The organism is Amycolatopsis sp. M39 (assembly GCF_001651785.1).
Lineage (GTDB): Bacteria > Actinomycetota > Actinomycetes > Mycobacteriales > Pseudonocardiaceae > Amycolatopsis > Amycolatopsis rubida.
This window is the reverse complement of sequence record NZ_LWSF01000032.1, coordinates 19,833-38,169: the sequence shown is the minus strand read 5'-3', so window position 1 is coordinate 38,169 and position 18,337 is coordinate 19,833. Positions and strand designations below refer to the sequence as shown.

At 70.3% G+C, this 18,337-nt stretch carries 20 protein-coding genes and 2 pseudogenes; 16 read left to right on the top strand and 6 right to left on the bottom strand.

What is annotated here, in order from left to right:
- The 6 genes and pseudogenes from A4R44_RS51430 to A4R44_RS51420 all read left to right on the top strand — a co-directional run.
- Positions 1-625: pseudogene (locus A4R44_RS51430) on the top strand (hypothetical protein); the annotation flags it as partial.
- A 49-nt stretch (positions 626-674) separates the two neighbouring features.
- A complete protein-coding gene (locus A4R44_RS49705; RefSeq protein ID WP_198545637.1) occupies positions 675-851 on the top strand; it encodes a hypothetical protein in 177 nt (58 codons plus the stop codon).
- A 71-nt stretch (positions 852-922) separates the two neighbouring features.
- Complete coding sequence (locus tag A4R44_RS40005) at positions 923-1,360, top strand: PPOX class F420-dependent oxidoreductase (protein ID WP_067593220.1); 438 nt, start codon at positions 923-925, stop codon at positions 1,358-1,360.
- Positions 1,360-3,642, top strand: coding sequence for a phosphoketolase family protein (locus A4R44_RS40000; RefSeq protein WP_067593216.1), 2,283 nt, complete (start codon positions 1,360-1,362; stop codon positions 3,640-3,642). The genes A4R44_RS40005 and A4R44_RS40000 overlap by 1 nt, the downstream gene beginning before the upstream one ends.
- Positions 3,630-4,049, top strand: a pseudogene (locus A4R44_RS52860) (acetate kinase); the annotation flags it as partial. The gene A4R44_RS40000 and the pseudogene A4R44_RS52860, both read left to right, overlap by 13 nt.
- A gap of 70 nt (positions 4,050-4,119) precedes the next feature.
- A complete protein-coding gene (locus tag A4R44_RS51420) occupies positions 4,120-4,695 on the top strand; it encodes a hypothetical protein (protein ID WP_232791985.1) in 576 nt (191 codons plus the stop codon).
- Positions 4,696-4,701: 6 nt separating this feature from the next.
- Here A4R44_RS51420 and A4R44_RS48625 read toward each other — a convergent pair whose 3' ends face one another.
- Positions 4,702-4,887, bottom strand: a complete 186-nt coding sequence (locus tag A4R44_RS48625) for a hypothetical protein (protein ID WP_157905125.1) — start codon at positions 4,885-4,887, stop codon at positions 4,702-4,704.
- Positions 4,888-5,927: 1,040 nt separating this feature from the next.
- Complete coding sequence (locus A4R44_RS39990) at positions 5,928-6,422, bottom strand: hypothetical protein (protein WP_067593213.1); 495 nt, start codon at positions 6,420-6,422, stop codon at positions 5,928-5,930.
- Between the two features lie 431 nt (positions 6,423-6,853).
- Here A4R44_RS39990 and A4R44_RS39985 point away from each other — a divergent pair, with 431 nt between their 5' ends.
- The 6 genes from A4R44_RS39985 (at position 6,854) to A4R44_RS46920 (ending at position 11,017) form a co-directional block, all read left to right on the top strand.
- Complete coding sequence (locus A4R44_RS39985; RefSeq protein ID WP_067593210.1) at positions 6,854-7,360, top strand: hypothetical protein; 507 nt, start codon at positions 6,854-6,856, stop codon at positions 7,358-7,360.
- 221 nt (positions 7,361-7,581) lie between these two features.
- Positions 7,582-8,577, top strand: coding sequence for a hypothetical protein (locus A4R44_RS39980; protein ID WP_067593207.1), 996 nt, complete (start codon positions 7,582-7,584; stop codon positions 8,575-8,577).
- On the top strand, positions 8,574-9,062 hold the full coding sequence (locus A4R44_RS39975; RefSeq protein WP_067593204.1) for a cupin domain-containing protein: 489 nt from the start codon (positions 8,574-8,576) through the stop codon (positions 9,060-9,062). Before A4R44_RS39980 ends, A4R44_RS39975 begins: the two co-directional genes overlap by 4 nt.
- Before the next feature lie 93 nt (positions 9,063-9,155).
- Positions 9,156-9,338, top strand: a complete 183-nt coding sequence (locus A4R44_RS39970; RefSeq protein ID WP_067593201.1) for a hypothetical protein — start codon at positions 9,156-9,158, stop codon at positions 9,336-9,338.
- A gap of 321 nt (positions 9,339-9,659) precedes the next feature.
- Complete coding sequence (locus A4R44_RS39965; protein ID WP_067593199.1) at positions 9,660-10,463, top strand: 3-oxoacyl-[acyl-carrier-protein] synthase III C-terminal domain-containing protein; 804 nt, start codon at positions 9,660-9,662, stop codon at positions 10,461-10,463.
- Positions 10,460-11,017, top strand: coding sequence for a helix-turn-helix domain-containing protein (locus tag A4R44_RS46920; RefSeq protein WP_095213910.1), 558 nt, complete (start codon positions 10,460-10,462; stop codon positions 11,015-11,017). The genes A4R44_RS39965 and A4R44_RS46920 overlap by 4 nt, the downstream gene beginning before the upstream one ends.
- 567 nt (positions 11,018-11,584) lie before the next feature.
- Here A4R44_RS46920 and A4R44_RS48620 read toward each other — a convergent pair.
- The gene (locus tag A4R44_RS48620; RefSeq protein WP_067593197.1) at positions 11,585-11,938 is read right to left on the bottom strand and encodes a DUF6292 family protein; all 354 of its coding nucleotides are present in this window, start codon (positions 11,936-11,938) and stop codon (positions 11,585-11,587) included.
- A 95-nt stretch (positions 11,939-12,033) separates the two neighbouring features.
- Between A4R44_RS48620 and A4R44_RS39955 the strand changes: the two genes are divergently transcribed.
- The 3 genes from A4R44_RS39955 (at position 12,034) to A4R44_RS39945 (ending at position 15,362) form a co-directional block, all read left to right on the top strand.
- Positions 12,034-12,999, top strand: a complete 966-nt coding sequence (locus A4R44_RS39955; RefSeq protein WP_067593195.1) for an SDR family NAD(P)-dependent oxidoreductase — start codon at positions 12,034-12,036, stop codon at positions 12,997-12,999.
- Between the two features lie 5 nt (positions 13,000-13,004).
- A complete protein-coding gene (locus A4R44_RS39950; protein WP_067593193.1) occupies positions 13,005-13,718 on the top strand; it encodes an STAS domain-containing protein in 714 nt (237 codons plus the stop codon).
- A 156-nt stretch (positions 13,719-13,874) separates the two neighbouring features.
- Positions 13,875-15,362, top strand: a complete 1,488-nt coding sequence (locus tag A4R44_RS39945; RefSeq protein WP_067593190.1) for an FAD-dependent oxidoreductase — start codon at positions 13,875-13,877, stop codon at positions 15,360-15,362.
- A 3-nt stretch (positions 15,363-15,365) separates the two neighbouring features.
- Here the strand turns inward: A4R44_RS39945 and A4R44_RS39940 are convergent, their stop codons facing one another.
- Positions 15,366-15,551 carry a hypothetical protein gene (locus tag A4R44_RS39940; protein ID WP_067593187.1) on the bottom strand — a complete coding sequence of 62 codons (186 nt, stop codon included), beginning with the start codon at positions 15,549-15,551 and terminating at the stop codon, positions 15,366-15,368.
- A 540-nt stretch (positions 15,552-16,091) separates the two neighbouring features.
- On the opposite strand from A4R44_RS39940, the gene A4R44_RS39935 reads away from it, so the two are divergent.
- Positions 16,092-16,301: a DUF2945 domain-containing protein gene (locus A4R44_RS39935; RefSeq protein ID WP_067593417.1), complete on the top strand. Its 210-nt coding sequence runs from the start codon at positions 16,092-16,094 to the stop codon at positions 16,299-16,301.
- A 117-nt stretch (positions 16,302-16,418) separates the two neighbouring features.
- On the opposite strand, the gene A4R44_RS39930 is transcribed toward A4R44_RS39935, so the two are convergent.
- A complete protein-coding gene (locus A4R44_RS39930; RefSeq protein ID WP_067593185.1) occupies positions 16,419-17,363 on the bottom strand; it encodes a zinc-binding dehydrogenase in 945 nt (314 codons plus the stop codon).
- A 245-nt stretch (positions 17,364-17,608) separates the two neighbouring features.
- On the bottom strand, positions 17,609-18,229 hold the full coding sequence (locus A4R44_RS39925) for an SDR family oxidoreductase (RefSeq protein WP_232791984.1): 621 nt from the start codon (positions 18,227-18,229) through the stop codon (positions 17,609-17,611).
- Between the last annotated feature and the right edge of the window lie 108 nt (positions 18,230-18,337).

Genomic DNA, 18,337 nt, shown 5'->3' with positions numbered 1-18,337 from the left:
GGCCGGGCTGCCGCCGTTCGGTCTCGCACTGGGCAAGGGCGCAGCCGAGCACGCCGGACCGGGCTGCCTCGCGGTGGTCTTCGTGGCGGTCTCCGCAGTGACGGCGGCCGCGGTGCTGCGCGCGGGCCTGCGCGTCTACTTCGGACTCGGCCACCCGCCGTCGGACGACTCGGCCGACACGACCACGGGCAGCGACGAGGAACCCGAGACCGACACGCCGATCCGGCGCACCCCGCTGCCGATGCCGGCGGCGGTCGTCGCCCTGCTGGGTTCCGCGCTCGCCGTCGGCGTCGTCCCATGGGTTCGGGAGGTGGCGACGTCGGCCGGGGCGCAAGCCGCGGATCGGGCGGGGTACGTGCACGACGTGCTCCCGGCGCTGCCGCCGTCTCGCGTGGTCGCGGAGACGGCGCCGTCGTGGACCGGGCCAGGCCTGATGACCGCGACGGTGACGGTGGTGCTGGCCGTGGGGCTGGCGGCCACCGCGCTGTGGTGGCGCCGGCGCGTGCCCAAACCCGTGCAGGAAGCCTTCGCCGTGCTGCACCGCGCGCACTCCGGCCAGGTCGGCGACTACGTGGCGTGGCTGCTGGCCGGGGTTGCGCTCCTCGCCGGGCTGGTCTGGCTCTGACCCGCCGGCTGTCCGGGTTCGCCGGCGACCGGAGCGGGTACCGGGAACCATGACCGATTCCAACGAACAGCCGGAAATCGCCCGGCCTGCCACGGCCGACCCCGGGCGCATCGGCCACGACGCGCTGTACGACCCCGGCGAGGGCGATCCGCCCGAGAACGTCGGCGAGGCCGAAGGGACCGGGCAGCAGGTCATCGCCGAACAGCGCGAACGCGGCCAGGACTGAGCCTCCGTTTGCGGGCCGATCGTCCGGGCTACCCGAAGTCACGAAACCCGGCTGATTCGGAAGGAGCCGCCATGCCCGCTCGTACCGCCAACGGCCCGAAGCTGATGCCCGAAACCGAGGAGCTGGCCACCGGCAAGAACTTCGCCGCGGTCACCACGGTGCTGCCCAGCGGGGCGCTGCAGACCCAGATGATCTGGGTGCACGTCGAGGATGGCGAGCTCGTGCTCAACACCGAAACCCACCGTGCGAAGAGCCACAACGTCGCCCGCGACCCGCGGATCACGGTCCTCATCCGCGACGAACGGGACCCCTACCGCTACGCCGAGGTCCGCGGCAAGGTGACCGGCGTCGAGAACGGCGAACGGCCCCGCCGCCAGGTCGACGAACTCGCGCGGAAGTACACCGGCGAGGACTACCCGCCGGAAGCGATCAAGTCCGAACGCGTCATCCTCCGGGTCACGCCGGAGCGGCAGACCTTCATCGACCAGAGCAAGGGCGTCGCGGACTGATGCCCGGCACGCTCCGCCGGTACCGCCGGGCGTGCGACTACCTGGCCGCGGCGATGATCCACCTCAAGGACAACGTCCTGCTGACCGAACCGTTGCGGCCCGAGCACCTCAAGCCGCGCCCGCTCGGGCACTGGGGCACCTGCCCCGGACTGACCCTGATCTACGCCGGCCTGAACCGGCTGGTCGCCGACACGGGGCAGCGCACGCTGCTGATCACCGGGCCCGGGCACGGCGCCCCGGCGATCCACGCCAACCTCTGGCTCGAAGGCACGCACGCCGAATACGACCCGCGGCTGTCCCTCGACGGGCACGGCCTCGCCGAGCTCGTCCGCCGGTTCTCCTGGCCAGGCGGGTTCCCCAGCCACCTCTCCCCCGAGGTCCCCGGTGTCATCCATGAAGGCGGCGAGCTCGGCTATGCCCTGGCCACCGCGTTCGGCGCGGCCTTCGACGACCCCGGTCTGCTGGTCGCCTGCGTCGTCGGCGACGGCGAGGCCGAAACGGGCCCGGCCGCGGGGTCCTGGCACAGCCCCAAGTTCACCGGTCAGGGTGACGGGCGGGTGCTGCCGATCCTGCACCTCAACGGCTACAAGATCGCGTCACCGACCATCTACGAAACGATGTCGGACGACGAGCTCACCGCCTACTTCACCGGCTGCGGCTGGACTCCGCTGCTCGCCGACGTCCGCGACACCGACGACCCCGACACGCCTCTCGCCGACGCCCTCGCCCGGGCCCACGCCCAGGACAGCGGCCCGCCGCCGATGATCGTCCTGCGCAGCACCAAGGGCATGGGCCTGCCTGCGACCTCCCCCGACGGCACCCCGCTCGAAGGCACGTTCCACGCCCACCAGGTCCCGCTGCCCGGCGCGGCCGACGACCCGGACCAGATCGCCGAACTCGAGCGGTGGCTGCGGTCCTACCGGCCCGAAGAGCTGTTCGATGCCGACGGCGTCCCCGCCGACGACCTGCTCGCCGTGCCGCCGGAACCGTCGCTGCGGCTCGGCCGCGTCCCGCAGGCCAACGGCGGGCAGCTCCGCCGCGACCTCCCGCTGCCCGGCCTGGGCAAGTTCGCCGTCGAGGTGACCGAACCCGGCGCGGACCAGGCGAGCCCGACCGAGGTGCTCGGCAGCTGGCTCGCCGAACTGGTCCGGCAGGCGCCGGACACGTTCCGTGTCGTCTGCCCGGACGAGCTGGAATCCAACCAGCTCGGCGCGCTGCTCGAGGTCACCGACCGGCAGTTCGGCCGCGACGTCCGCGGCTACACCGAGCACCTCGGCCGCCGCGGACGCGTGCTGGAGGTGCTGTCCGAACATCTCTGCCAAGGCTGGCTGCAGGGCTACCTGCTCACCGGACGGCACGGCCTGTTCCCGTGCTACGAAGCCTTCGTATCCATTGTCGACAGCATGGTGAACCAGTACGCCAAGTTCCTCAAGATGTCCGGCGAAGTCCCGTGGCGGGCACCGGTCGCGAGCCTGAACTACCTGCTCACCAGCGACGGCTGGCGCCAGGAGCACAACGGCTACAGCCACCAGGGCCCCGGCTTCATCAACCAGATGCTCACGAAGAAAGCCGACACCGCGCGGATCTACTTCCCGCCGGACGCCAACACCCTGCTCGAAACCATGTACCGCTGCCTGTCCTCGACCGATCTGATCAACGTCGTGGTCGCCGGGAAGCGGGACGGCCCGGTGTGGCTGTCGCCCGAGCAGGCCCGCGCGCACTGCCGCGCCGGCGCCACCGTCTGGCCGTGGGCCGGTCACGAGGGTGAGGCCGACGTCGTGCTCGCGTGCGCTGGGACCACGCCGACCGTGGAGACGCTCGCCGCGGCGCAGCTGCTGGCCGACGCCGCTCCCGACCTGCGGGTCCGGGTGGTGAACGTAGTCGACCTGCTGTCGCTGTGCCCGGCCGACCGGCACCCGAACGGCCTGTCCGAGGAAGCGTTCACCGAGTGCTTCGGCGACAACGTCCCGGTGATCTTCGCCTTCCACGGCTACCCCTCCGCCGTCCACGAGGTGCTGCACGGCCGCCGCGGCGCGCAGCGCTTCCACGTGCACGGCTATCTCGAGGAAGGCACCACGACCACGCCGTTCGCCCTGCTGGCGAGCAACCGGATGACCCGCCACGACCTCGCCGCCGACGCCGTCGGCCGGGCCCGCGGCTGGTCGTCCGCCGGCGGCGACCTGGCTCGCGGGTTCCACCGCCGGCGCGACGAGCTCCTGGCTTTGTCCTATCGAGACGGCGAAGACCCGGCCGAGATCACCGGCTGGCGGTGGCCGCGGTGAACGTCCTGACGGTCAACCCGGGTTCCGGCAGCCTTCGCCTGCACCTGGTCGACGCCGGCTCGGAGAAAGTCCTAGACGCCACCGAGTCGGCAGACGTCGAATCCTTTGTGGACAGGTGCGGGCGGGTCGACGTGGTGGCGCATCGGCTCGTGCACGGCGGCCCCGATCTGGTCGAACCCGCCGAGGTCACGGCGAAAGTCCGGGCGGCGATCGCGGCGGCCCGGTCGCTCGCGCCCGAACACGTCCCGAAGACCGAAGCCTTGCTGGACCGGCTGACCGGACTGCTGCCGGACGCGACGCACGTCGTCTGCCCGGACACCGCCTTCCACCGGAGAATCCCGGAGGTCGCCCGCACCTATCCCCTGCCCGCGCGCTGGCGGGCCGGCTGGGACCTGCGCCGCTACGGCTTCCACGGCCTGTCTTTCAGCTGGGCGACGCGCCGGGCCGCCCAGCTCCTGGGACCACCCGGCCGGCGAGGTGAACCTGCTCATCGCCCACCTGTCCGGCGGCTGTTCGGTCTGCGCAGTCTCGCGCGGGCACAGCGTCGACACCTCTATGGGGTTCACGCCGTTGGAGGGCACGATGATGGCGAAGCGGTCCGGCACCGTGGACCCGGGCATGCTGCTGTGGCTGCTGCGCGAGCGCAAGCTGACCGTGGACGATCTGGAAGACGGGCTCTACCACCACTCCGGATTGCTCGGCCTGTCCGGGACGTCGGACGACACGCGCGATCTCGTGCGCGACGCGCGCAACGGCGAGGTCAAGGCCCGGTTCGCCTTGGCGGTCTTCGAACACCGGACCCGTCGGGAGCTGGCCGCGGTGGCCGCGAGCCTTCCGGAGGTAGACGCGCTCGTGTTCACCGGCGACATCGGCTGGGACCAGCCCGAAACCGCCGAGGCCGTCGCCGGTGGCCTCGGCGTGCTGGGCATCGCCGGCGGGCTCTCCCGCGCCCGCGAACACGACGCCGTGATCAGCCCGCCGGGCGCGCGGGTGCCGGTGCTGGCCCTCCGGTCCCGTGAGGAGCTCGAACTCGCCAGGGCCGCCGCCCGCTGAACCCGGTCATCGGTGCGGGTCGACGTCCGCGCCGAGCAGGCGGTGCACCGACTCGGCATCGGCGTAACGCTGCTCGGGCAGCTTGCCGAGGTGGCCGAGTACGTCCTCGCCCGCACCCTTGCCGACCGACACGGTGAGCTGGGCACAGCAGCCGAGGTGCGGTCTTCGGCGCATGCCGGCCACAGCGATCACGAAGAGACCACGACGACCGGGCCCGGCTCGGGGTAGTAGCCCGCAAGGTCGGCGAGCCCGGCAACCGCACCGGCCGGACTCGCGGTCCGGCTAACCGCCAAGAGCGCACAATCCGATTCGCTCCACCGGCTATTGACATTCGCTTGCGGGTGGGCGGCCGGGGCCCGCAATCGCCGCTCGCGCTCCCGTGAAACGCCTGGTCGACCGGTCCAATGCAGCCGGAGAGCCCTTACCCGGCCGGGTTGCGGAGAGGTTCTGTGGTCACGTTTCCGGCCAGGCGCCGGCCGGGGCCTTCGGCAGTTTGGCCGAGCAAGCGACTCCTGCTCAGCCCGAAGCGATTCTGTGCACGACGGCGCCGGTACCCGAGGCCTCCGTTCCTGGAACCGTTCGTTCCGCCCGGACAGGTTTTCCGCAGCAGTCGCCGTCATCGCTCAGATCGCGACTGGCCTCTCGGCTACCTGCGGGATGCTGGCGCTCGCCGAGGTGGGTCAGGGCAGCGAGTTCGCGCCTTCAACCGAGCGTGGGCGTGGCCGGGACAGGGTCCGGATCCCGGCCACAGGTGGGCCGTCCGCGTTCCAGGATCGCCACGACGGTCCCACATTTTGCGTCTTCCCTGTGCAGCTGATCGCTAAACTGCCGCGTCGCGTCCGGAGCGTTGGATCCCGACCGTACTCTCGCGTTACCGCCGAACGGGTCGAGTTGCCAGGATCGCTGGTGGACGATCCGGAAGCTCTCCTTGCCACGGATGCTCGGCACCGTCAACGGCGCAGTGAACACCAGCGCCGCCACCGTCCCACCGCCACGAGGCCGGCAATCTCCTCGATGGCACCCAGGGTTGCGCCGGCGTCGTTCGCCGCCGTGATCCGTCGGGCTGGCCGACAACGGTGGTGCGAGCGTCAAGCACACCGAGTTCGAATGCGACCCGCACCGTGTCCGTCCCCTCGAGGTCCATGGCAGCGGTGACATCAGCCGGAGCCGGCGCGGACGAACCCGGTCAACCAAGCCATCGCCATAGAAACAGGCTCGGCCCATTGCACAGCTCAAGCACTGCGTCGCACCATCCCATCCCGCAACACAAGTCTCGCTAACCTGTTGACCTGGGCTCGTCGCGCTGAGGCAGCCACATCGAGCGGATCCTTCTCCACAGCAATGTCCAGCTTCCCCAGCGGCGTATGCACCACCGCGTTCGGGAGACGGAACGTTCCACTCACCGCAGCGCGCAGCTCGACCGCGTCCAAAAACTCGTCCCGGTCCTGTCTGAAGAGACAGGCGGCGTCCGCGACCAACGACGCCCTTTCACGCACTCGGCTGCAGTTCCGGTGACGTGCGATGAGGAGCGAGTCGTATATGTCGATCATCTCTCGATCCGGCACGCCGCCGGCATCAAGGCGATCGGTCATCGTCCGCCTGATCGGCTCGACATAGCGCCAAGCCGGTCTCGTGCCCTGCTCCTGATCGGCATCGTCGGACTCGCCTGTGTCCTCTTGCTGGCGCTGTACTTCAGCGGTGCGTTGGTGCACGAGCAGCAGGATCACGCCGAAGACTTGTCTACATCGGACACCCGTACAGACCCCGCCTGTCGGACCACAGCCAGTCACCCACCTCGAATCGTTTCCCGAGGCCACGACCTACACCACGATCGCCGACGCGCCAACGGATGTGAACGAAACCGACAGCCCGGAGGGCACGGTGGTCCACCCGCAGCGCCCCGTCCCCGTCTACCGAGCGCCCGGCGCTCAAGCGTTCGCAGTGCTGCCCATCAAGGAGGTCAGCTCCGAGACCTGGGGATGCGCGGTCGGCTTGTCGGTCAGCGAGGTCATGCTGACGGTGATGGCGACACTGGCACCGGCTAATCGCCGCGACCTCCGGGTCGAGCGCATCTGGGATCACCACCAGCGGCGGAGAACACGTCGGGCCCGCGCCGTCGGTCTCCAGCTCCGGAGCCGTCAAAACCGGCGGAGGATCGGTGTCCTCCCCCAGCGGAGCCGTCGTCGCCAGCGGCATCAAACTGCGCGCTGGTGCCGGAATCGCCGAAGCAACCGTCGCGAGCGTCCGGGTCGGCACCGCCAGCGTCGGACCGTTCTCCGCCACCTGCCGCAACGGTGTCACCACCGTCAAAGCCCCGTCACGCTCCAGCGGCAACCTCACCGTCACCCCAGGAGCATCCGGCGGACCGCGCGCGACCGCGGGCACCGTCACAGTGAAGACGCCAGAAGAACCGGCGATCACCGTGTCCGTCGCGACCGTCTCCTGCGGCAGCGGCACCCCGCCGACCGAACCGCCGCCCACCACCCATCCCGGCGAACCCGGCCCGACCGACGACCCCACGCCGCCCAGCCAGGCCGGACACCGTCCCGCGCCGGCGGAAAAGCCCGGTCGGCCATCCGACCGCGACACGGACCAGGGACGCACCGGGCACCGGCCCGCCCCTGCACCGACGCCTCGACCAGGACACCTGCCGGTGACCGGCTGACCAGCCGCTGTGGTCCGCCCGCGGGCGGACCACAGCCCGGCATCCCCACCGTGACGTCCCTCCCCGTCACCTCCGTTCAGGACTGTCCGGGAGGACGACCATGCCCGCAACACAACACGGAACCCAGCCAGCTACCGCCGACCACGAACTACGTGCCGTCCACTTCATCGGCTCTCTGCCGCCCCAGCTCGCACCGACGCTCCAAGCCGGAATGCAATGGATTGCTGGACCAAGCACACGACCGAACCCTCGCCACGCTCCCCTGCGACGCCGATCCGCGGTGGATCGTCGACTGGCTCTACGCCCTCGGCAACGTCGCATCCCTCGAACCCACCCGGACCGGCGAAGCCACCAGCTACGACGACTACCCGCGCTACCGCATCGCCCCCGGCCACCGGCTCACGCCCGAAGACGTCTCCCTGCGGCGAGCCAGCCACACCGCCATCGTCGCTGCCGCCCGCCAGGCCCTCGACAGCCCACAGCAACTGCCACCGATGCAGGTCTCGATCCCCGGCCCGCTGGATCTGGCCTACCTCTGCTTCGGCACCCCCGCCCGCACGCTGGCGAACGTCGACGTCCTGCGCGAAGCGATCCAGCACGACATCAACGAAATCCATCACCGATGGGGCGACGAGGTCGTCTTCCAATTCGAAACCCCGGCCACGCTCGCGATCCTCGACCGCGTACCGCACTCGCTGCAATCCGCCGCGGCCGCGCTGCTCGCCGGACAGATCACCCGCGTCATCCGCGACAGCCCCACCGACGCAACCTGGATCCTCCACCTGTGCCACGGAGACCTCAACCACAAACCCCTCGTCACCCCACCCGACCTCGCCCACGCCGTGCGAGTCATCAGAGCCGTCCACCGGCAACTCACCCGGCTCGGCCTGCCCATGCCCCGCATCCACATCCCGATGTACACCGGAACCACCGCACCATCCACCAACGCGGCCTACTACCGCGCCCTCCGCCGCCTGCCCGACGACATCGAGGTCATCGCCGGACTCGTCGACGAACACCACCCGGACGAATCGGCCCGCGCCCTCGAACTCGCCGAGAACGCGCTAGGGCGGAGGGTTACCGCCGTCGCCGCGGCCTGCGGCCACGGCCGCCGGAATCCTGCTGACGCCACCGCGAACGCCGAACTGGCACACACACTTGCGGATTCCCCTCACCGCCGCTTCGCCCGCCACCACCGGGCCGGGAGGACCGCATGACCGAACCGATGTACGCCGTTCTGTGCCGACCGCGAGGCGCCGAGACCCGTCCGCTGCCGGACGGAGCGCTGGCCACCCACCTTCTGTATGCACCGACCGTCCCCGTCGACCAGCTCTCCGCGATCCGGGTGCTGATCCCTGGCGGCCGGGTTCTCCCGCCCGCACAACACAGCTCCGCCGAAACCGCGCTTGTCGTGCTGAGCGGATACGCCGGTGTCCTCTCCGGCCCAACCATGACTCCGGCCTTGCCCGCGCCCGGCGACCTCGTCTACATCCCGGCCGGCGTCCCGCACTCGGTAGTCAACCTCAGTCACAACGCAGCCGACCTGCTGCTCGCCATCACAACGGATCCTCATATCGACGCGAGAACAGCACCCGCTGCCGACTACTCCGACGCGGTCGCGACCCGTGCCATCACACTCCGGGCAGAACACGTCGACCGGATCGCCCAACGGAGAGCAAGCGACGCCCGACGACGCCGTTAACCCCCAGCACCATCCACACGACCGGAACACTTTGCCCCGCCCTCCCCTGCCACACGCGCCAGCCGCGTGCAGCCCGCAAGGGAGGACACACCCGTGCGCACCCGGATCCTCGACTCCGCCCGCGAACTGCTCACCGCCACCTCCGACCCCCGACTGCCACCGGTCACGCTCGACGAAATCGCCGCACAGGCAGGCATCACCACCCGTCAGCTCCGCGCCTACTACACCTCCGTCGCAGCCATCGAAGCGGACCTGCACGCCGAAGAAAGGTCCTGACATGAAATGGCCCTCACTCCACCTGCGCGGAATCGGCGCAGCCCTCGGCGAGCTCGTGCCCGTGGCATCCGGCCATCCCACAGGCCAGCGATCCATCTCGATCGCGCACCGCACAACCGGAATGGACCTCGCCATCCGAGCCGGCAACGCCGCACTCTCCGTACTCGCCCAAGTCAACCCTGCACCACTACCTGTCCCGGAACTTCACCTCCACAGCGCGATTTGGCGCGGCAACCGCAGAATCGACTTCTGGTCACGCGCCAACTACGTCCGAGCCAGACTCGGCCTGCCCGCCCAGGCATCGCCGCCGAACTCAACGTCATGTCCAACTCCCTGGTCGGCGGCATCGACCTCGCCGCCCGAATCCTCTCCGGCAGCTCCGACGTCGACCACCTCATGCTCAACGGCGGAGAAGTCTCCGGGCCACCAGCCTTCGACCACCTCAGCGCCGACCACGGCATCGCCTACGGAGACGGCGGATCCGCACTCGTACTCGGCCGTCGCCCCGGGCTGGCCCGGATCCTCTCCACCTCGTCCTACACCGACCCCAGCCTCGAACAACTCCACCGAGGGAACCACCGCTTCCTCCCCGCAGGCACCACCGAACCCGGCCCAGAACGAGTCCGCGAACGAAAACGCCAGTACGTTAGCGCCGTCGGGACGGGTTCGATCAACACCCGCAACACCCACGGCATCCGCACAGTCGTGAAGCATGCTCTCGCGGACGCCGAACTCACGGCCGACCAGCTGGCATGGATTCTCCTGCCTCACTACGGACATCAACTGCTCAACGCTCACTGCTTGCGGCCACTCGGCATCAACGCCGAACACACCCTCCGAGACGCAGGCAACCAGTCGGGTCACCTCGGCCCCAACGACCAGCTCGTCGGCCTCACCCACCCCCTGGCCCGCGACGCCGTCCAGCCCGGTGATCGCGTCGCCCTCGTCGGTATCGGGATCGGCATGACATGGACCGCGGCGATCATCCGCATCGACTGCGTCCCCGTCGCGATGCGGGCACAGGCACCCCCGCTCAGCCTGCCTTGGCGCGGCGCAACTGCTTCGCCCAGTGACCTCGCCCAAACGACCTTTGCCGGACAAACGACCGCGAGCAGGCAGCCATGAGCATCGAAGCGATCAACTGGGCGCTCAAGCACGCCCGAATCCCCACAGACCGAAGGGACTCGTCCAGCCTCGCCGTGGTCCTCATCGGCCTGGCCGACCACGCAGACCCCGAAGGCCGGAACGCGTTTCCCTCCCTGACGACATTGACCGTCTACACACGGTTGTCCGAGCGGTCCGTCAGGTACGCCCTACGGAACCTCGAGCAGTTGGGCCTGATCAGGTCGGCCAACCCCATGATCGTCGCGGCACACGTGCGCCGCGACGATCGCCGGCCGAACGGGTACGACCTGGCGGTGGCTGCTCCGTCCGGCCAAAGCGCGCACCGCAAGCACCGATCGAGTAGCAATACAGCCTCCAACGCAGGGCACAGCCGGCCGCACGCTGGCTCTCACGAGGGGCGCACCGAACCCCGACGAGCGGCAAACAACGCCGCCGCGAGGGGCAATCCCGCCCCCGAACCGTCCATGAGACATCCATTAACCACGCCGGACCTGATGTTCTACTCCTCTTGCCGCCGTGCGGTGAATGCGACGCACGCCAAGGGGACCCGGTAGCCAGCCGCTCGACGTCCGATCACGCCGGCAACGTGCGTCGATGCCCCAACTGCCACCCCGCCGCAGCACGCTACCGGCCGGTACCAGTCCGTCCTGCACAAAGCCACGGATCTGCTGTGAAGTGGCCGATCCTCAGCGTCCGGGCGAAGCGGTACATCGCCTATCTCCAGGCGAGCAACCAGAAGTCCTTCTATGCCAACGCGCACCCGTTGCACCGGCAGTTGCGCAAGCACTAGCGCCCCCGGCAGGCCCGGCCACCCCAGAGGTTGGGCACGTGGTCGAACGCGGCGAAGTCGACGGATTTCCGGTGTGGACAGTGCGGCCGATGAGCGGCCGTCGAGGCCGATCCGCATCGCGCGGGCTCTCCGAATTCGGGCAGGAACTGGCCGTACGGGAAGTTCGCCGAACGAGGGAGATGCCGTTGATCCCGTCCCCGGGGCACCCGAAAACCTGTTCGACACCCGACTCCCGCAACCGCTGCAGCAGGTAGTCGCCGACTGTCTCAGCCGTGAAACCTCCTCACCCCGTCCGGAATGCCCGATCACGCCGCCGGCACCCGGCTCGTGCTCACCCGATGCGCTGGTCCGATGTGGGCATCGCGGTCGCCCGCAGCACCTGGCGGACACGGCGCGCCACCACGACCGGGTCCGGCGACAGCGGCCGCGGCCACTGCGCCACCACCACCGGCGCTTCCGCGCCTTCCGGTTCCAGCGCGAGACACCATCCGGCGTCGCTGCTCCACTGCGCCATCAGCAACCGCCCGGGATGGCACCGGGACGTCGCCGCGAGTGCGATGTACGCCGTCGACGGACTGCTGTGCTCACTCCAGCACGCACCCGGTTCGACACCCAGCATCCCGGCCACGGCCTGCACGTAATCGCGCAGTGCCGCCACCTGGTCGTGCCCGGGTTCCGGCTTCACCGGCGCACCTCCTTCGACCGCTCCTGCAGCGGTACCCGTTTCTCCCGCCGCCACACGTGACGATTGCCCGTCCTCAGACCGGGTACGCGGGACCGATGACCCTCGCAGACATCATCGACACCGCGCTGGATCGCACCGTGTTGCTCGGCTACGGCAACGTCGGGTTGCGGATACGGCGGCAACTGCCCGGCTGGCCGGCCGATCCCCCGCCGATGCCGGGGAAGGTCGTGCTCGTGACCGGCGCCGGATCGGGCATCGGGCAGGCCGCCGCGGTCGGCTTCGCCCGGCTCGGCGCCTCGGTTCGAGTGCTCGGGCGCACCGACGAGCGAGCCGGGGAAGCCGCCGACGGGGTGCGTGCACGTGTACCGGACGCCGACGTCCGCGCGGTGACCTGTGATCTCAGCAGCGTCGCGGAGATCCGGGCCTTCCTGGATCGCTTCACCGCTGCCGAGGAGCGGCTGGACATGCTGGTCAACAACGCGGGCGTGATGCCCGACAATCGGGAACACTCCACCGACGGGGTCGAGCTGACCTTCGCCACGCATGTGCTGGCACCGTGGCTGCTCGTCGATGGCCTGGCCCCGCTGCTGGGCCGGACCGCGCCGTCGCGGGTGATCAACGTGACCTCCGGCGGGCAGTACGACCAGAAGATCCCGGGCGACGACCTCGGATCCGAGCACATCTCCTACGGGCCGAAGAAGATCTACGCCCGGACGAAACGGGAACAGCTCGTGCTCACCGAGCAGTGGGCGGTGCGCCTCGCCGACCAGCACATCCACGTGCACGCGATGCACCCGGGATGGGCAGACACCCAGGGTGTGCGCGGCTGGATGCCGGTGTTCCGGAAGCTGACGCGGCCGATCATCCGCGACGCCGAGGAGGGGGCCGACACCGTGGTGTGGCTCGGCGCCTCGCCGGAGGCGATCGAGAGCACCGGCCGGCTGTGGCACGACCGCCGCGCACGCCCGGTGACCTACTGGCTCGGCGCGGGCGCGGACGACGGCCTCGCCCGCGCGCGGCTCTGGGACCACGTCTCCGCGCTGGCGAACGCATCCGGCTGACCCCAGTGGACCTCCACGAACCGGTGCGCGCGGCCGTGGTGACCGGGCCGCCGGACCCGGCCGACGCATGCGGATTCGCCGAGCGGCTGGCCGAGCTGGTCGGCGACGGCGGCGCGGACCTGGTCATCGACCTTTCCGATTCGGGCACGATGTCCTCGGCCGGAGTGCGGGTGGTGCTCGCGTTCGCCTGTGCCGCGGGCCGAGCCGGACGGCGCGTGCGGATCGTGACCGGCGAGGCCCTGGTCACGCGGCTGGTCTGGCCCCGCTTGCCGGCGACCTGCTTGAACCGCACGAAACACTGCGCTCGGCCTATCACGCGATGGCCGCCGATTGTTCCGTCGCGGAACACCCTGGTGACCGCGACGCGCGGTGGCGACTTCGATGAGGCCGCGCACCTGCTGAGCGAACTGGCCGCCGGTGCCGAAGCCACGCGGACCTCGGTGTCGCGTGATCTGGTGCGCCGCTGCGCCGGACTGGTGTGCGGCCGATTCGGTCCGCAGCCGGAGGTCGTATTCACCGCGGTGGCCGTGGACGAAACCGCGCTGTCGGCCGAGGTCGACGAACTCGACCCGGGCGTACGAGCGGTGCTGGCGGAGCTGAACGGCGANAACGGCGACCTGCCGGGCTTGGCCTGCCAGCTCGATCTGGCCGCCCGCGACAGCGGACTCGCGGCGATCGTGCGCTGCCTGCGGTGGACGGTAGAGCCCGGCGACGGCTGAACGCCCAGTGCGTGCCGGGGGTTTGCCCGGCCGGGCACCGGCTATCCGGTGGTGGCCCGGAACCGCCGGGCTGACATGCCAGGACGACATCCCGGGAGGCCCGGCCATGACCACCACCGCTGTCCGGCCCGCGCCGCACCGACCGGTGGGGCCGCGATGACGACCACCGCCGAGCATTCGCTGTGGCTTGACACTGCCCGCGGCACGCCGCGCGAATCGTTGCGCGGCCGGGAACGGGCCGGTGTCGTGGTCATCGGCGGCGGGATCGCGGGCCTGACCACCGCACTGCTGCTCGCCCGCCGCGGCGTCGACGTGGCCGTGGTCGAAGCCAGCCGGGTAGCCGAGGGGGCCAGCGGCAACAACACCGCCAAGGTCACCGCGCTTCAGTCCACTGTGTACTCGACGTTGGCCCGTGCACACGGGTCCGCCGTCGCTGCCCGTTATGCCGCTGCCGCACGGGCCGGGGTTGAGCTGGTCGCGACCCTCGCCGAGCAGGTCGACTGCGGATTGCGCAGGGCCCCGGCCTCGACCTTCGCACTCACCATCGCAGAACGGGACACGGTGCGTGCCGAATACCAGGCAGCGCAACGTGCTGGTCTGCCGGTCGAGTGGAGTGCGACGCTGGACCTTCCGGTGCCCGTGCACGGCGCGGTCCGGCTGCCCGACCAGGTCCAACTGCATCCGGTCGACTACGTCCGCGGCCTCGCCGACGCCGTCGTGGCCGAAGGCGGCCGGGTCTTCGAGAACAGCCGCGTCCGGCACGTCGGCGCCAGCGCGCCGTACCAGGTCCGCACCGAGCACGGCGCGCTCGCCGCCAGCGCTGTGGTCGTCGCGACCCACTATCCGATTCTCGACCGGGGACTTTTCTTCCCCCGCCTGGAAGTGCAGCGGTCGTACTGCATTGCCGCCGTCCTGCGTTCCGGGTCGCCACCACAGGAACTTGCGATCAGCGCGGGCCATCCGGCGTGGTCGTTCGCCGCCCACGCGGGCAAGCTCGTCCTCAGCGGTCAGGGGCATCCGGTCGGCGAACGAGCCGGATTCAGTCGCTACACCGAGCTGAGCGAGTTCGCCGCGCGGCACTTCGACGTCGAGCGAGTCACGCACCGGTGGTCGGCACAGGACCCGAAGAGTTACGACAGCATCCCGGTCGTCGGGCCGTATTATCCGGGTGCGCGCCGTCTGTGGGTCGCCACGGGATTCGGCAAATGGGGACTCGCCATGGGTACCGCGGCTGCCGCAGTGATCGCCGACGGCATCACCGGGTCGGTCAACCCGCACCGCGGCCTCTTCTCTCCACAGCGGCTGTCGTCGCGGTCGGTGCCCAGCCTGCTTCGGCAGAACGCCAAGGTCGCCAAGGATCTCGTCGGAGACCGGCTCGGTTCGGCCGAGGCGAAGACCGCCGAGGACATCGCCGTCGACCAGGCCCGGGTCCTCCCGGACGGCCTCGGCCGAAAGGGCGTGTATCGGGACCGTGAGGGCCGCCTGCACGCGGTGTCGATGCGCTGCACCCACCTCGGCTGCTTCGTGCGCTTCAACGCCGCGGAACGCAGCTGGGACTGCCCCTGCCACGGCTCCCGGTTCGACGTGGACAGCGCTGTGCTGGAAGGGCCCGCGGACGAACCGCTGCCCCGGCGGCAACCGTGATCCTCAGCCCTCCGACCGCGAGAGCTCACCGTGCCAGGGTGTTCCAGAGCCCGGTGTCGCCGGCGAGGTGAACGCGACCGCGGCGATGACCAGCCAGGCACCAACTAGCAGCTCCGCACCGAGAGTCAGGCGGCTCTCGCGGAGTTTGCGGTCGCCGGTTTCGAGCCCGGCGGACACGGCCGTTTTCATCCGGCGGTCCTCCTTCCCAGGTCAGATTCGCGGGATTGCCCGCCGCTGGCGCGCGGAAACCTCGTTTCCCTCTCGGCAGGGCCGGGAAAACCAGCCGGACGAGCCGTGCCACGCAGCTCGCGACCGCGGCGGGACACCGGATGCTCGGAGCCCTCTGGGCAGTGGAGCAGACGGCGGCCGCGGTGAGCGTCTCGTGGTACTGGTCGCCATGTACGTGGCACTCGCGGTGGGCGGCGGCGTGACCGTGGTGATCGGAGTACTGCTGCTGCCGGCCGACCCCCGGCGACTACTGCGCGAAACGGTGCGACGGCTGTCACCGGGTTGCGCGACGCGGTCGTCGCCGTGGCCGAGGCGTGCTCCGCGCTGGCGAACAGCGACGACGGCCGCGCCGCCGCGACCGCGGCCGAACACGCGCTGCAGACGCTGGAACCCGTCGGTGAACCCACCCCGGACTACCCGGGCACGGCGATATCCGCAGCACGCGCCTGCGACAGGGGATCTGGTGATAACAGTCGGATATTCGGAATCGAGGAGGACATCTTGAGCAAGGAATTCCACCGCGGCGACCGCGTGCGCTGGGACGCCGGGATCCAGAGTTCCACCGGCGTCGTGAAGAAGAAGATCACTGAGGACACCGAGGCCGGTGGCCGGCACGTCAAAGCCTCTCCCGACGCTCCGCAATACCTCGTGCGCAGCGATAAGTCCGGCGCGACCGCCGTGCACCACCCGGACAAGATTCATCCGCGCTGACCGGACAGTGCCCCGCCGGGCCGCATCACCTGGACCAAGCGGGACTCAGAGCCGCGCACCCGCATGCCGACGAACGTCTCCACGGTGCGGTTTCCCGGCGCCGAGGAAAAGAAGCCGTCAGCCGACTTCGAGCACGGTCTTTCCCCTGCCGTGCCCGGAATCGAGCTGTTCGTGGGATTCGCGGACCCGCTCCAGCGGCAGTGTCCCGGTCACCACCGGCCGGGCCAGGCCGCGGTCGAACACCGGGGTCATCTCGTCCAGGCGGGCACGTTCACGGGTCAGCATGATGCCGTGCAGCACCTGGTTGCGCTGGTACAGATCGGGCAGCTCCCCGGCCGGCGGAAGCACGGTGGCGATCCGCCCGAAGTCCCGCGCAGCCCGGCAGCTGACAGCCAGGTTCTCACCGCCTACGAGGTCGAGCACCGCGTCCGCGCCGCGGCCGCCGGTCCCGTCGCGCGTCACCGCCACCGGATCATCACGGTGGTAGTCGATCGCGACCGCACCCAGTTCAGCCAGCAGGTCCTGGTTCTTCGGCCCCGCGGTCGCGAGCACGCGGGCGCCCGCCGCGATGGCGAACTGCACCGCGAACGTGCCCACCCCGCCGGAACCTCCATGCACGAGCACAGTTTCCCCGGGACGGACGGCCAGCCGCCGCACGATCGCCTCCCACGCAGTGCCGCCGGCGAGCGGGATCGCCGCCGCGTCGCGATGGCTCAGCGAACGTGGTTTCGGCGCGGCGATCGACGCGGAAACCACGCAGTACTCGGCATATCCCGCCTGTTGTGCGGTGAGCTCCGGAGTGCAGTAGACCTCGTCACCCACGGCCAGGTCCGCCACGCCGGGGCCGACCGCGTCGAGCACGCCCGACACGTCGCCGCCGAGGACGGCGGGGAGCGGAAGGTCCGGCATCGCGACGCCCTGGCGGATCTTGGCCTCGACCGGGTTGGTGGCCGCGGCAGCTACCCGGACCCGCACCTCCCCCGGGCCGGGCTCGGGGACGTCCACCTCGGCGGGGGTGAGCACTTCCGGACCGCCGAATTCGCGAATCACCACTGCTCGCATAGTCATCCCTCCCGGCTACCCGGCCGCACCCGGGGGAAACCGCGGACCGGGTTTCCGGCCCCATCCGACGGGCAACCACCGGGTGAGCACACCAACCAAGCCGGTGTAGGTGCCTAGCGCGCCGAGGTACCCGACCAGCGGACGGTCTTGGGGCACCCTCGTAATGCTCGCGTACGCGGTGCCACACCGGTCTCGTCATGACTCCCCCGATCCGGGCTCCATCAGCCGGCCCTGGGCCTTGGCTCTCACCTTGTCCGGCAGCACCCGGCTGCCTGCAGCTTGTTCTTCACCGCCCAGCTTCGGCGATCGTGTCCGCAGTGTCCTTGGGGCCCTGGCCGATCTTGGTGTCGGTCATATCCGCGCGTTCGAGGAACTCCGTGTCCACCGGTCCCGGCAGCACCGTCGTGATGGTGACCCCACGCTCGGCGACCTCGCCGCGGGATTCCTTCGGCGAACGACGTCAGGAACGCCTTCGACGCCGAGTACACCGCCTGGTACGGGCCTGGCGCGGTGGCCGCCAGATGGACCGTCGAGCGGACGTTGCGGTCCACGACCTTCAGCTGATCCCCGAGAGTGGCGTCCCCGGCGAACTCGCCGTCGATGCCGATCCCGGCGTTCAGCACCAGGACATCGACCGGACGGTCGCCGATCCGGCGGACAAGCTCCTCGACGCCCGCCAGTTCGGCGAGATCGACCCTGACCGCGGTGACCCGGGTGCCGCGGCCGCGGGCCCGTGCGGCGGCCGCTTCGAACTCGTCGTCCTCCGCGGCGAGAACGAGGCCGTATCCGTGTTCGGCGAGCTTTCCGGCCAGCGCAAACCCGATCCCGCCGGAGGCACCGGTGAAGACGGCGAACGGACTGTTCATGCGCTTGCTCCTTTCCTGCTGCCCGCGAGGTACCCGTAGTCGCGCCGGGTAGCCGGAGTTTGCCCGGTCCGAGCGGGGGAAACCTGTGACCGAGACGAGGAGGCAGGC